The sequence below is a fragment of the Chryseobacterium arachidis genome, from assembly GCF_900129245.1.
GTDB classification, from domain to species: domain Bacteria; phylum Bacteroidota; class Bacteroidia; order Flavobacteriales; family Weeksellaceae; genus Chryseobacterium; species Chryseobacterium arachidis.
This window is the reverse complement of record NZ_FQUT01000021.1, coordinates 34,045-47,102: the sequence shown is the minus strand read 5'-3', so window position 1 is coordinate 47,102 and position 13,058 is coordinate 34,045. Positions and strand designations below refer to the sequence as shown.

The following is a 13,058-nucleotide window of genomic DNA, read 5'->3' as shown; positions in this document are numbered from 1 at the left end:
AAATGAAGAATAAAAAAGTATATTTTTTTACGAATATAATTCCTCCATACAGGGTCTACTTTTATAATAAATTAGAAGAAGTTCGTAAAGGTACTAATTTTGATTTTGAAGTTTTTTTTATGAGAGAAACAGAGTCTAATCGAAATTGGAATATTGATTTGAAAGACCTTCAATTTAAATATAAAATTGGTAATGGTTTATACTTTGATATTAGAGGCTTTTTTTTCCATTTTAATCCTCTCTTAGTACGTGATCTTATAAAATCTAAGGAAGAAATTATTTTAGGAGGTAGTTGGAATAATCCTAATATCATGTTAATTGCTTTGTTAAAGAGTCTAGGATTAGCAAAAAATAAATTATCAGTATGGAGTGAGGCCAATAGTTTAACCAATGAAAGTCAGACAAAGAATAAACTGAGGGACGTTTTAAAAAAGTGGTTCTTTAGACAGGTGGATGGTAAATTCATAATACCAGGAGAGATGGCTGTACAGTCATTCGAAAAATGGGATATACCGATACATGATATTGTATTTTTGCCTAATATAGTATCTACTAATGTTTTTAACAGTAACAAAGCAGTATCTAAGGAGAATACATTACCTGTCTTTTTTTTGGTGGCGAGATTAGAAGAAAGCATAAAAGGAATAAAAAATTTTATGGATGCCGTTGGTCTTGAAAATCTTAAAAAAATTATTTTAAAAATTGCGGGTACTGGCACCTCTTATGATGATTATGCAAAATATATCCGGGATAATAATCTGGAGAATAATGTTAAGCTATTGGGTAATCTTTCTCAGGAACAAATTGGAGAAGAATATAGAAATGCGGATGTTTTCTTACTGCCATCATTCTCGGATCCAAGTCCGCTATCCAGCGTTGAAGCGATTTCATCTGGATTGCCTGTATTTATAAGTAATCGATGTGGAAATCATTTTGAAACTGTTTCAGAGGGTAAAAATGGTTATGTTTTTGATCCGGCTAATCATATTGAAATTAGAGATAAATTCAATAGGCTGATGAGTGAAAAAAACTATTGGAAAGAATTCTCAGAAGTAAGTTTAAAGTTGGCAGAACAAAATTTTAATCCGGACATTGTTTTAAAAAGATTTGTATCAAGTTACACGTAATGAAAAAAATTTTACAAATTAATGTAGCTTCAAATTTCGGTTCCACAGGCAAAATTGTTAAAGGCATTGAAAAAGAAATTCGGAATCAGGGATGGGAATCTTTTGTGGCGTATGGAAGAGATTCTGGCCAGCCAGATTCGGAAGATATTAGAATAGGAAATAAAATAGGGAATATTTTTCATGTTTTATACACTCGTTTTACAGATAAACATGGTCTTTGTTCAAAAAAAGCTACAACCGATTTTCTTGTTAAGTTAGATACAATTCAGCCGGATATTATTCATCTTCATAATATTCATGGATATTACATTAACTATGAATTGTTGTTTACCTATATTAAGAAGAGGAATATTCCTGTAGTGTGGACGTTGCACGATTGCTGGTCTTTTACAGGACATTGTGTTCATTTTGAATATATAAATTGTAATAAGTGGAAGACAGAATGTGAAAAATGCCCGCAAATAAATAATTATCCAAAATCATTTGCTGATAATTCTAAAAAAAACTTTCTACTAAAGAAAGTTACATTTAATATGTCGGAGAAGCTAATTTTGGTTCCTGTGTCTCAGTGGTTATCAGATTTGGTTGAAAAATCTTTTCTTAAAAAAAATAAAAGTGTAGTTATATATAATGGTATTGATCTTCAAAAGTTTAAAATAATTGATGATTTTCAGGATACATTAAAAAAATATAATATCCAGGATTGTAAATATGCCTTAGCTGTTGCTAGTGTGTGGGATTTTAGAAAAGGATTAGAAGAAGTTTATCAATTGGCGGAATTACTTTCCGAAGATTATAAATTAGTAATTGTCGGACTTACCCAAGAGCAAATAAAAAAACTTCCTAAAAAAATCATAGGTTTGCAAAGAACAGATAATGTGGAAGAACTTGTAGCGCTTTACAATGGTGCTCAGGTTTTTGTAAATCCTACATTAGAAGATACATTTCCTACAACAAATCTGGAAGCGATGGCATGTGGTACACCCGTAGTAACATATAAAACAGGTGGAAGTCCAGAAAGTATTGATCATAAAACTGGGGAAGTGGTTGAAAAAAAAGATATCTATTCGTTATTAAGAGCCACAGAAAAATATCTAAAAAATAATAAAGATGCTTCGAGACAAAATTGTAGATCAAAAGCTGAAGAACTCTTCAATCGGGATATAAATTTCAAAGAATATATAAATTTATATAAACAGTTATTTGAAAAAAAGATATAAAATTAAATATTGTACAACATAACAAACAGATTTTATAATATGTACATTTATATCATGAAATAGTAAATATAATATGAAGATCAAAAATAAAACACTTTTAATAACCGGAGGAACCGGCTCATTCGGAACGGCTGTTTTAAGAAAATTCATTAATACTGACCATTTTAAAGAGATCCGAATCTTTTCCCGGGATGAAAAAAAGCAGGATGATATGAGAAATCAGTTTAAAAACGATAAACTGAAATTCTATATCGGTGATGTGAGAGACTATAGAAGTATCGAGCCTGCCATGAGAGGAGTAGATTATGTTTTTCATGCAGCAGCCTTAAAACAGGTTCCGTCTTGCGAATTTTTTCCGATGCAGGCTGTGAAAACAAATGTAGAAGGAACTCAAAATGTTATTGATGCGGCAGCGGCAAATGATGTACAAAAGGTAATTTGTTTAAGTACTGATAAAGCGGCATATCCCATCAATGCAATGGGTATTTCTAAGGCTATGATGGAAAAAGTAGCGGTTGCAGCGGCCAGAAATTTACAGAATACAACCGTTTGTCTTACCAGATATGGTAATGTAATGGCATCCCGAGGCTCTGTAATTCCTTTATTTATCAAACAAATTAAAAGTGGAGATTCTATCACCATTACAGATCCGAATATGACACGATTTCTCATGTCATTAGAAGAAGCGGTGGATTTGGTGTTATTTGCATTTGAACATGGAAATCCGGGAGATCTCTTTGTAAATAAAGCTCCTGCAGGAACAATCGGAGATCTTGCCCAGGCTTTGAAAGAAATGTTTAAAGTAGAAAATCCTGTAAAAATTATCGGAACAAGACACGGAGAAAAATTATATGAAACACTGTGTACCCGTGAAGAAATGATTAAAGCAGAAGATATGGGCGATTTCTACAGAATTCCTGCAGACAACAGAGATCTGAATTATGCTCAATATTTTTCTGAAGGTATAGTAGATATCTCAAAAATCGAAGATTACCACTCTCACAACACTGAACAGCAGGATGTGGAAGGAATGAAGAAGCTTTTAATGAAACTTCCTTTGATTAGAAAAGAAATTCTGGGAGAAGATATAATGCAATATCCGGATTAAAAATTTTCTATGAATACTCCTGACATTCTTGAAGGTGGAAAATATTTTGATGATAGGGGAAGCCTATTATTCAATAATAACTTTGATGCTTCCGAAGTAAAAAGAATTTATTTTATTGAAAATAAAGACCTCAGCTTTATAAGAGGCTGGACGGGACATCAGATAGAGCAACGTTGGTTCAGTGCGGTACACGGAAGTTTTACCATAAGATTAGCAAAGCTGGATTCATTGAATAATCTGGATAAAAATGTTGAAATTGTAGAATTTGAACTAAACAGCCTGCAATTTAATGTTCTTCACGCACCAAGAGGATTTGCAACAACAATTCAGGCGACTCAGAATGATTCGAAGCTGATGGTAATGGCAGATTATTTATTAGGAGAGATAAAAGACGAATATCGTTTTGAAATAAATTATTTTGAAAAACTGAAATGATGAAAAAAATAGGCATTACGGGGCAAAATGGTTTCGTTGGCTCATATTTATATAATACTTTAGGGCTACAGCCTGAAAAATTCGAAAGAGTAGACTTTGACAGGGAGTTCTTTGATAATCCGGAAAAACTGGATGAATTTGTGGGGGAATGCGATGTTATTGTACATCTTGCGGCGATGAACCGTCATTCTGATCCAGAGGTTATCTACAACAATAATGTGGATCTGGTTAAAAAATTAATTGTTTCCTTAGAAAAGACAAATTCTAAAGCACACATTCTTTTTTCATCTTCTTCGCAGGAAGAAAGGGATAATTTATACGGAAAATCTAAAAAAGAAGGAAGAGAATTGTTGGCAGATTGGGCAGAAAAATCAGGAGGAAAATTTACAGGAATGGTAATTCCTAATGTTTTCGGACCTTTTGGAAAGCCTAATTACAATTCTTTTATAGCAACTTTTTGCCATAAACTGACACACGGAGAAACTCCTGTGATTGATAATGATGGTGAAGTAAAACTGATTTATGTAGGAGAGCTTGTTCAGGAAATAATCTGTAAGATTCAAGGCGAGGAATCCAATACATTATATGAAGTGCCTCATACTTCTGTCAATAAAGTTTCGGTAGTTCTTCAGAAATTAGAAGATTACAAAAAATTATATTTTGACAATGGTGAAATTCCTGTTTTGGAAAGTAAATTCGATTTAAATCTTTTTAATACTTTCCGTTGTTATTTTGATATTAAAAATCATTATCCTATAAAATTTACTCAGCATACAGATCCCAGAGGGGCATTTGTTGAGGTAATAAGATTGGGAATTGGCGGTCAGTGTTCATTTTCCACTACAGTTCCGGGAATTACGAGAGGAAATCATTTTCATACAAGAAAAATTGAAAGATTTGCGGTAATTAAAGGAAAAGCTTTAATTCAATTAAGAAAAATAGACACTGATGAGGTGTTAGATTTTTATCTTGATGGAAACGAACCGGCTTATGTAGATATGCCGATTTGGTATACCCATAATATCAAAAATATAGGAGAAGAAGAATTATATACAATTTTCTGGATCAATGAACCTTTTAATCCTGAAGATGCAGATACTTATTTTGTAGAAGTTTAGACATATAGTTAAAATAGTAAGATGAAAAAATTAAGAGTAATGACGGTCGTAGGAACTCGCCCGGAAATTATCAGATTATCAAGAGTATTATCGGCTTTGGATGCTTCCGAAGCTGTTGACCATATTATCGTTCATACAGGACAAAATTATGATTACGAACTTAATCAGATTTTCTTTGAAGATCTGGGACTTCGTAAACCTGATTATTTTTTAGAAGCTGCAGGGAAAACGGCGACGGAAACCGTAGGAAATATTTTAATTAAAATAGATCCGCTTTTGGAAGAATTGAAACCGGATGCTTTCTTGGTGCTGGGTGATACAAATTCTTGTCTTTGTGCAATTCCAGCTAAGAAAAGGCAAATCCCTATTTTCCATATGGAAGCTGGAAACAGATGCTTTGACCAAAGAGTGCCGGAGGAAACCAACAGAAAAATTGTAGATCATACATCAGATGTTAATTTAACGTATTCTGATATTGCAAGAGAATATTTGCTGAGAGAAGGGCTGCCTGCAGACAGAATTATCAAGACGGGCTCTCCGATGTTTGAAGTGTTGAATCACTATCTTCCGGAAATTGAAAATTCAGATGTTTTAAGCCGTTTTAATCTGGAAGAAGGTAAATATTTTGTAGTGTCATCTCACAGAGAAGAAAATATCAATTCTGAAAAAAACTTTAACGGATTAATTGAAAGTTTAAATACAATTGCTGAAAAATTCGGTTATCCTATCATCGTTTCTACGCATCCCAGAACCAGAAATATGATTGATAAAATGAAGGTTGAGGTAAGACCGGAAGTTCAATTCTTAAAGCCATTAGGTTTCCACGATTATAATGCATTACAGATGAGAAGCTACGCCGTTTTATCCGATTCAGGAACGATTTCTGAAGAATCATCAATTCTGAATTTCAGAGCGCTCAATATCAGGGATGCTCATGAAAGACCAGAAGCGATGGAAGAGGCGTCCGTAATGATGGTTGGTTTGTCTTCTGAGAGAGTTTTACAAGGACTTGTTCAGCTTCAGCAGCAAAAAACAGGTAAGGAAAGAAATTACAGATTAGTGGCAGATTATTCCATGCCGAATGTTTCTGAAAAAGTAGTAAGAATTATTTTAAGTTATACCGACTATATTAATAGAGTAGTGTGGAGCAAATAAAGAAAAGAAGTGTATTAATCGTTACTCAGAATTTTTATCCGGAAAATTTTAAAAGTAATGATGTTGCATTTGAATTGAAAAAGAAAGGTTACGATGTAACGGTACTTACTGGAATTCCGAATTATCCTCAGGGAAAATATTATCCGGGATACGGCTTATTTAAAAAAAGGGTTGAAACGGTAGAAGGAATTAAGGTTTACAGATGCCTGCAAATTCCGAGAGGGAAAAAGTATACTAAATTTTTACTTCCTTCAACTTATCTTAGCTTCATGTTTTTTGGTTCGCTCTGGGCAATTTATCTGAGTCTTTTTAAGAAGTTTGACTCTATTTTTGTTCATCAGGTGTCACCTATTACTCAGACTCTTCCTGCAATCATCGTAAAAAAAATGCAGAAAAAACCGTTAATACTCTGGGTATTGGATCTATGGCCGGATGCATTTATTTCAGGCTCGGGAATTGATAATAAAACTATTATTTTATGGCTTGGGAAATATGTGGATTTTAGTTATAAAAACAGTGATAAGATCCTTATCAGTTCCAAAGGATTTAAAGAATCTATTGTAGAAAGAATAGGAGACGACCATAAAATACAGTATTTTCCTAACTGGGCAGAAGATACATTTCAAGGTGCTGTAAAGCATACAATTCCGTCCTTGCCGGATGGTTTTAAAATAATGCTTGCCGGAAATTTGGGTGTTTCGCAAAATCTGGAAAATATAATGTATGCCGCTTTAAAGCTTAAAAACGAAAATGTAAGATGGATTATATTGGGAGATGGAAGTAGAAAAGAGTGGATGGAAAATTTTGTAAAAGAAAATTCTTTACAAGACAGTGTATTTTTAATGGGGAAGCATCCAGTTGAGACAATGCCTGCTTTTTATGAGAATGCAGATATCATGCTTTTGAGTCTCAACAATAAATATGATGATTTGAAAAAAGTAGTACCCGCAAGGCTTCAGTCTTATATGGCCGCCGGAAAACCTGTATTAGGCTTTATAGAAGGGGCTGCCACAGATGTGATAAAAGAAGCTGATTGTGGATATACCGTGAATCCAGATGATATAGACGGGCTGGTAGATTTAATTCAGAATAAATTAGTTCAGAATTCTCATCAGCTGCCTTTACTCGGCTCGAACGGGAAAACCTATTTTGATACTTATTTTACCAAACAAAAATGTATAAATAATCTAATAGCAGCAATGGATACGCTAAATTAATATTTAGTATTTTTGCTTTAAAATTTAAAATAATAATATGGACATTAATAATTTCGTTTCAAAATTTTCAGAACAGTTTGATGATACAGATGCATCTGAGTTTTCTGCAGATACAAAATTTAAAAATCTAGAGGAATGGTCTTCTATTCTTGCGCTTTCAATCATTGCGATGGCAGATGAAGAGTATGAGAAAGAAGTGACGGGTGAAGACATCAGAAATAGTGAGACTATTCAGGATCTATTTGATATTTTAAGCAAAAAATAAATGCATAATCCATTTTCGCTTGCCGGAAAATCAATTTTAGTGACAGGTGCCTCTTCAGGGATAGGGAAATCTATTGCAATAGAATGCTCAAAAATGGGCGCAAAGTTGATTATTTTGGGTAGAAATGAAGAAAGATTAAGAGAAACATATAATGAGCTGGAGGGTGATAATCATCAGATGTACTCTGCCGAATTAACATCAAAAGAAGAAGTTAAATCAGTACTTAATGATCTGCCTCTTATAGACGGACTTGTAAATGCAGCCGGGATTTTGAAGAGAACTCCTTTTAAATTACTGAATTTAGATATGCTGGAGGAGGTGATGAAGGTCAATTTTTTAGCACCTGCAATGTTTACTAAAGAGCTTCTTCATCATAAAAAGATTGGGAAAGGGGCGTCGATTGTCTTTATTTCTTCCATATCGGGGAATTATTGTTCTTCGGTAGGAAACACAGCCTATTCTTCCTCAAAAGGTGCTCTCAATGCATTGTCCGAAAACATAGCTCTTGAATTATCCGCCAGAAATATCAGAGTAAATACAGTGAATCCAGGGATGATCGCTACCGATATGCTTTATCAGAAATCACTTTCGGAGGAACAGATAAAAGAAGATCTGGAAAACTATCCTTTAAAAAGATATGGCAAACCTGAAGATGTTGCCTATGCAGTAATTTATTTGCTTTCCGAAGCAAGCTCTTGGGTTACTGGCTCCAGTCTGTTAATAGACGGAGGTTTTACATTAAAATAAACATAATGAAAGCATATATAAAAGCTATTTCGTATTACTTGCCGGAAGAAATTTATACTAATCAAAATCTTGTGGAGCATTTCCCGGAGTGGTCGGTTGATAAAATTGCCGAAAAAGTAGGAATTGATGAAAGACGTATTGCTGCTGAAGATGAAACGGCGGGAAGCATGGCGGAAAAAGCGGCATTAAATCTTTTTCAGGAGTGGAATATAGATCCTTCCGAAATTGATTTCGTAATGCTTTGTACACAAAGTCCGGATTATTTTTTGCCAACAACAGCATGTGTGATACAGCACAATCTTAATATCCCAACGAATTCAGGGGCAATTGATTTTAACCTTGGCTGTTCGGGCTATGTGTATGGTCTGGCTTTAGCTAAAGGATTGATTGTTGCCGGAGTAGCAAAAAATATATTGCTTTTAACCGCTGAAACATACACAAAACATATTAATCCTAAAGATAAAGGGAACAAAACCATATTTGGAGATGCGGCTGCTGCTACATTAGTATCTACAAAAGGATTAGCTGAAATTAAAGAGTTTGTGCTGGGAACAGATGGCAAAGGTGCCGAAAACCTTATGGTAAAAACCGGCGGGATGAAATATAAAGATAAAATGAATCTGGTGGCGGAAGATGAAAACGGAGCTGAAAAGCATTCTGATTATCTGTACATGAACGGTTCAAAGATCTTTAATTTTACCCAAAGCAATGTGCCAAAATTAGCACAACAGACTTTAGAAAAGAATAATCTTGAAAAATCTGATATTGATTTGTTTGTCTTTCATCAGGCCAATAAATATATGATGGAGTTTTTGAGAAAGAAAATGAAAATTGAAGAAGAAAGGTTCTATTACTACATGAATAAAGTAGGGAACACAGTCTCCTCAACAATTCCTATTGCGCTATATGAAGCAATGAAAGAAGATAAAACGGAAGGTAAAAAGATTATGCTTGCCGGGTTTGGTGTGGGGTATTCATGGGCAGGAACTGTATTAGAATACTAAAATGACGGTAATATATAAAAAAACCACTGAACTTTCCGATGCAGAAATACAAAATATCTGTGATGTATTTTCAGAGGTTTTTCCAGAACATTCAAGATCAGTAGCCAGTTTTAAAAATGAATTTCTGAATACAGACTTTGGATACTCTTTTCACGGATTATTAATGGATGGTGAAAAAATAGTTGGCTCGCAAAGCTATATTCCTTTTGTTTACCTAATTGATGGCTCCGAGAAAGAAGCAGGGTTAAGCGTAGACACTATGATCATGAAAGAATACAGGAATTTCGATAACATCTATGATTTATTGTCGAAAGGGCATAAATTATTAAAAGAATCCGGTTTCTCATTTGTATTTGGTTTTCCTAACGATAATGCATACCCGCTTTTAACTAAAGGACTTAGAGAAAAAGATATCGGGGATTTAAGCACCTATATATTGCCTTATAAAATCGGAAGTATTAAAGAAAAGCTGAAAAGCTTTAATTTTATATCCAAAATATTTTCGGCGGCCGTGATTAAGTTTTCTCTATTTTCAGGTAATACAGAAACAAAAGAATACAGAATTCAGAAAAACCGTACAAAATTTAATGATTATCGTTATAAATGGTTCGATGGTAATTATAAAAAAGTAAATAAAAAGGATTTCGAGTTTTTCTATAAAATTAAAAAACATCAGGGAGTTGAAACAGCATTTTTAATTGATGTACATCCGCTTAATAAGAAAAATTTTGATGAAGCGGTTCGTGATGTTTATCAATTAGAAAAGAAGAATTTTGATATCATTCTCTATATAGGACATCTTCATTTTACACCGATGAGTTTAATAAAAATTCCTAAAAAGAATGAACCGAAGACATTTCACTTTACGGCAAAAATTCTCGATTCAAAATCTATTACCCCTGAAGTATTATATGATGTAAATAATTGGGATGTTAATCTTTCTAATTATGATTTATTATGAAGTTACTTACTTTTGACATAGAAGATTGGTATAATTGTGATTTTATTGACAATGATTTTAACTGGGATCGCCATGAAGTCAGAATATATGATAGTGTTCAGCGTATTTTGGATGAACTGCAAAGACGAAAAATAAGAGGAACTTTTTTCTGTTTAGGCTGGCTGGCAGAAAAGCATCCGGATGTTATTAAAAGTATTGATCAATATGGTCATCATATTGGCTGCCATTCTTATCAGCACGAGCTATCCTTCAGATTTACTCAAAAAGAATTTGAACAGGATACCAATAAAGCGAAAAAGCTTTTAGAAGATATCATCGGAAAAGAAGTAAATGCCTTTCGGGCACCAGGTTTTTCTATTACTTCTAAAAATCTTCATTGTTTTGAAACTCTTCTTGAATTAGGTTTTACCTATGATGCTTCTGTATTTCCTGCAAGCCATGATTACGGTGGTTTACCAGAGTTTGGAATATCAGAACCTTTTATTATTGAAACGCAATCTGGTATTTTAAAGGAATTTCCTATGAATATCCATAAAGTCGCAAATAAAAATATTGTTTTTTCGGGTGGAGGTTTTTTTAGACTTCTTCCTTATCCTCTTATTAAAAAGTTTACTGACCGTACAGAATATCTAATGACTTATTTTCATCCACGGGATTTTGACACAGGGCAACCTGTAATTAAAAGCTTACCGATAATGAGAAAATTTAAATCGTATGTCGGCATAAAAGGGGCATTTAAAAAATTCAACAGATATTTAAGCGATTACGATTTCTTAGATATTGAAGAAGCTGATAAGCGTATTGAGTGGGAGAAATCGAAAAGAATAAAACTATAAAATGAAAATCGTAATTACGGGGGTTTCAGGTTTTGTCGGGCAAAATTTGTCAAGATATCTTGCAGAAAATGAACTGGAAGTTGTAGGGCTTAACTTACGTAACGAATGGGTTTGTCCAGAAGATGCTGATGTTATAGTTCATCTAGCCGGAAAGGCTCACGATACTGCAAATACTTCTTCCGCACATGAGTATTTCAAAATAAATACAGAACTTACTAGAACACTTTTTAATGAATTTTTAGAGTCCAACATCCAGGATTTTATCTATTTCAGTAGTGTAAAAGCAACTGCCGATACTGTAGATGGAGTTTTAGATGAAGATCATCTTTCAAATCCTAAAACTCCTTATGGAAAATCTAAACTCCAGGCCGAAGAATATTTAATGTCTAAAGTACTTCCTAAGGGCAAGAGATTATTTATTGTTCGTCCTTGTATGATCCACGGACCTGGTAATAAAGGAAATCTGAATCTTTTATACAAAGTGGTTGAAAAAGGTATTCCATGGCCATTGGCTTCGTTCGAAAATAAACGTTCTTTTTTGAGTATCGACAACCTTAACTTTTTAATATTACAAATTCTTAAAAATAAGAATATTGAATCTGGAATTTATAATTTTGCGGATGATGATTTTATTTCAACCAATGAACTTATAAAAATTATTGGTAAAGCTTCCGGAAAGAAAAGTAAATTGTGGAATCTTCCGGCTAACCTAATTTCCTGTGTTGCGAAAATAGGGGATAAAGTAAAATTACCACTAAACTCAGAGCGATTAAAAAAACTTACAGAAAGCTATATGGTTTCTAATACAAAAATTAAAAATGCTTTAGGAATTGATGATCTACCTGTTTCTGCTGAAGAAGGCTTAATTAAAACCATTAAAAGTTTCACATAATGGAATATATCATAGCCACCATTATATTATTTATCTCAATAATAATCTATTTCAAAATTGCGGATAAATACAATATTATAGACAAGCCGAATCATAGAAGTGCCCATACCCAGATTACACTGCGCGGGGGCGGAATTATTTTTCCGGTCGCATTTATTGTGTTGTGTTTATTTAATCTTAATGAGGTCATCGAACATTATTGGTCGTTCGGATTGGGGTTATTGGCAATCTGTTTTATCAGTTTTATTGATGATATCAGAACATTGTCTAGTAAAGTAAGACTTTCTGTTCATCTGCTGTCAGTTATTCTCCTGTTATATTTTACCAATACATTTAGCCTGATGCCCTTTTGGGTCTGGCCCATTTTCTTCGTAATGATTATAGGAACGCTCAACGCTTATAATTTCATGGATGGGATTAATGGAATGACCGGTATGTATAGCTTCATCACTTTACTATCACTATTGTATATTAATAAAGATATAATCTCGTTTACGGAAGATAGCTTTATCATTTATCCTATTTTAGCATCACTGGTTTTTTTATTCTTTAATTTCAGAAAAAAAGCAAAATGTTTTGCCGGTGACGTAGGAAGTATGGGAATTGGTTTTTGGGTAATCGCATTAATTACTTTATTGATTATGAAAACGCAGGATTATAAATATATTCTGCTTTTGTCAATCTACGGGATGGAAGTGGTTCTAACAATCATTGAAAGAATATTGTTAAAGGAAAATATTTTTGAAGCCCACAGAAGGCACCTTTACCAGCTGTTTGCTAACGAAAAAAAAGTCTCTCATTTAATTGTTAGTTCTGTATATGCGGTGTCTCAACTGATTGTGAATGTATTCTTAATAAATTCTCAACTTCATTTATTGCTAATCATTTTATTAATTTTCATTCCGTTCGGAGGGCTGTATTTAGGCCTGAAATGGAGTTTGAAAAAACAGTATAATCTTTAAAAACTAAAATA

The 13,058-nt window shown here is 33.4% G+C and carries 14 protein-coding genes; all 14 read left to right on the top strand.

The window, feature by feature from the left end; translation table 11 throughout:
• The first annotated feature begins 2 nt into the window (after positions 1 to 2).
• The 14 genes from BUA89_RS21940 (at position 3) to BUA89_RS21875 (ending at position 13,047) form a co-directional block, all read left to right on the top strand.
• Entirely contained in the window at positions 3 to 1,127 is a 1,125-nt protein-coding gene (locus BUA89_RS21940) for a glycosyltransferase family 4 protein (RefSeq protein WP_072964037.1), read from the top strand.
• Positions 1,127 to 2,347, top strand: coding sequence for a glycosyltransferase (locus tag BUA89_RS21935; protein ID WP_072964035.1), 1,221 nt, complete (start codon positions 1,127 to 1,129; stop codon positions 2,345 to 2,347). The genes BUA89_RS21940 and BUA89_RS21935 overlap by 1 nt, the downstream gene beginning before the upstream one ends.
• Positions 2,348 to 2,420: 73 nt before the next feature.
• A complete protein-coding gene (locus BUA89_RS21930) occupies positions 2,421 to 3,455 on the top strand; it encodes a polysaccharide biosynthesis protein (RefSeq protein WP_072964033.1) in 1,035 nt (344 codons plus the stop codon).
• A gap of 9 nt (positions 3,456 to 3,464) precedes the next feature.
• The gene (locus BUA89_RS21925) at positions 3,465 to 3,890 is read left to right on the top strand and encodes a WxcM-like domain-containing protein (RefSeq protein WP_072964031.1); all 426 of its coding nucleotides are present in this window, start codon (positions 3,465 to 3,467) and stop codon (positions 3,888 to 3,890) included.
• Positions 3,890 to 5,008 carry a polysaccharide biosynthesis C-terminal domain-containing protein gene (locus BUA89_RS21920; protein ID WP_072964080.1) on the top strand — a complete coding sequence of 373 codons (1,119 nt, stop codon included), beginning with the start codon at positions 3,890 to 3,892 and terminating at the stop codon, positions 5,006 to 5,008. Before BUA89_RS21925 ends, BUA89_RS21920 begins: the two co-directional genes overlap by 1 nt.
• A gap of 21 nt (positions 5,009 to 5,029) precedes the next feature.
• Positions 5,030 to 6,163: a non-hydrolyzing UDP-N-acetylglucosamine 2-epimerase gene (gene wecB / locus BUA89_RS21915; RefSeq protein WP_072964029.1), complete on the top strand. Its 1,134-nt coding sequence runs from the start codon at positions 5,030 to 5,032 to the stop codon at positions 6,161 to 6,163.
• Positions 6,151 to 7,380: a glycosyltransferase family 4 protein gene (locus BUA89_RS21910; protein WP_228420664.1), complete on the top strand. Its 1,230-nt coding sequence runs from the start codon at positions 6,151 to 6,153 to the stop codon at positions 7,378 to 7,380. Before wecB ends, BUA89_RS21910 begins: the two co-directional genes overlap by 13 nt.
• A gap of 37 nt (positions 7,381 to 7,417) precedes the next feature.
• On the top strand, positions 7,418 to 7,645 hold the full coding sequence (locus BUA89_RS21905) for an acyl carrier protein (protein ID WP_072964027.1): 228 nt from the start codon (positions 7,418 to 7,420) through the stop codon (positions 7,643 to 7,645).
• The gene (locus tag BUA89_RS21900; RefSeq protein WP_072964024.1) at positions 7,646 to 8,392 is read left to right on the top strand and encodes an SDR family NAD(P)-dependent oxidoreductase; all 747 of its coding nucleotides are present in this window, start codon (positions 7,646 to 7,648) and stop codon (positions 8,390 to 8,392) included. It begins immediately after the preceding gene.
• Positions 8,393 to 8,397: 5 nt separating this feature from the next.
• Complete coding sequence (locus BUA89_RS21895) at positions 8,398 to 9,396, top strand: 3-oxoacyl-ACP synthase III family protein (protein WP_072964022.1); 999 nt, start codon at positions 8,398 to 8,400, stop codon at positions 9,394 to 9,396.
• Position 9,397: 1 nt separating this feature from the next.
• Complete coding sequence (locus BUA89_RS21890) at positions 9,398 to 10,357, top strand: GNAT family N-acetyltransferase (RefSeq protein ID WP_072964020.1); 960 nt, start codon at positions 9,398 to 9,400, stop codon at positions 10,355 to 10,357.
• Positions 10,354 to 11,193 carry a polysaccharide deacetylase family protein gene (locus BUA89_RS21885; RefSeq protein ID WP_072964018.1) on the top strand — a complete coding sequence of 280 codons (840 nt, stop codon included), beginning with the start codon at positions 10,354 to 10,356 and terminating at the stop codon, positions 11,191 to 11,193. Before BUA89_RS21890 ends, BUA89_RS21885 begins: the two co-directional genes overlap by 4 nt.
• Position 11,194: 1 nt before the next feature.
• Complete coding sequence (locus BUA89_RS21880) at positions 11,195 to 12,085, top strand: NAD-dependent epimerase/dehydratase family protein (RefSeq protein WP_072964017.1); 891 nt, start codon at positions 11,195 to 11,197, stop codon at positions 12,083 to 12,085.
• Positions 12,085 to 13,047 (top strand): MraY family glycosyltransferase, encoded by a 963-nt coding sequence (locus BUA89_RS21875; RefSeq protein ID WP_072964015.1) that lies wholly within the window; start codon positions 12,085 to 12,087, stop codon positions 13,045 to 13,047. The genes BUA89_RS21880 and BUA89_RS21875 overlap by 1 nt, the downstream gene beginning before the upstream one ends.
• Positions 13,048 to 13,058: the final 11 nt, after the last annotated feature.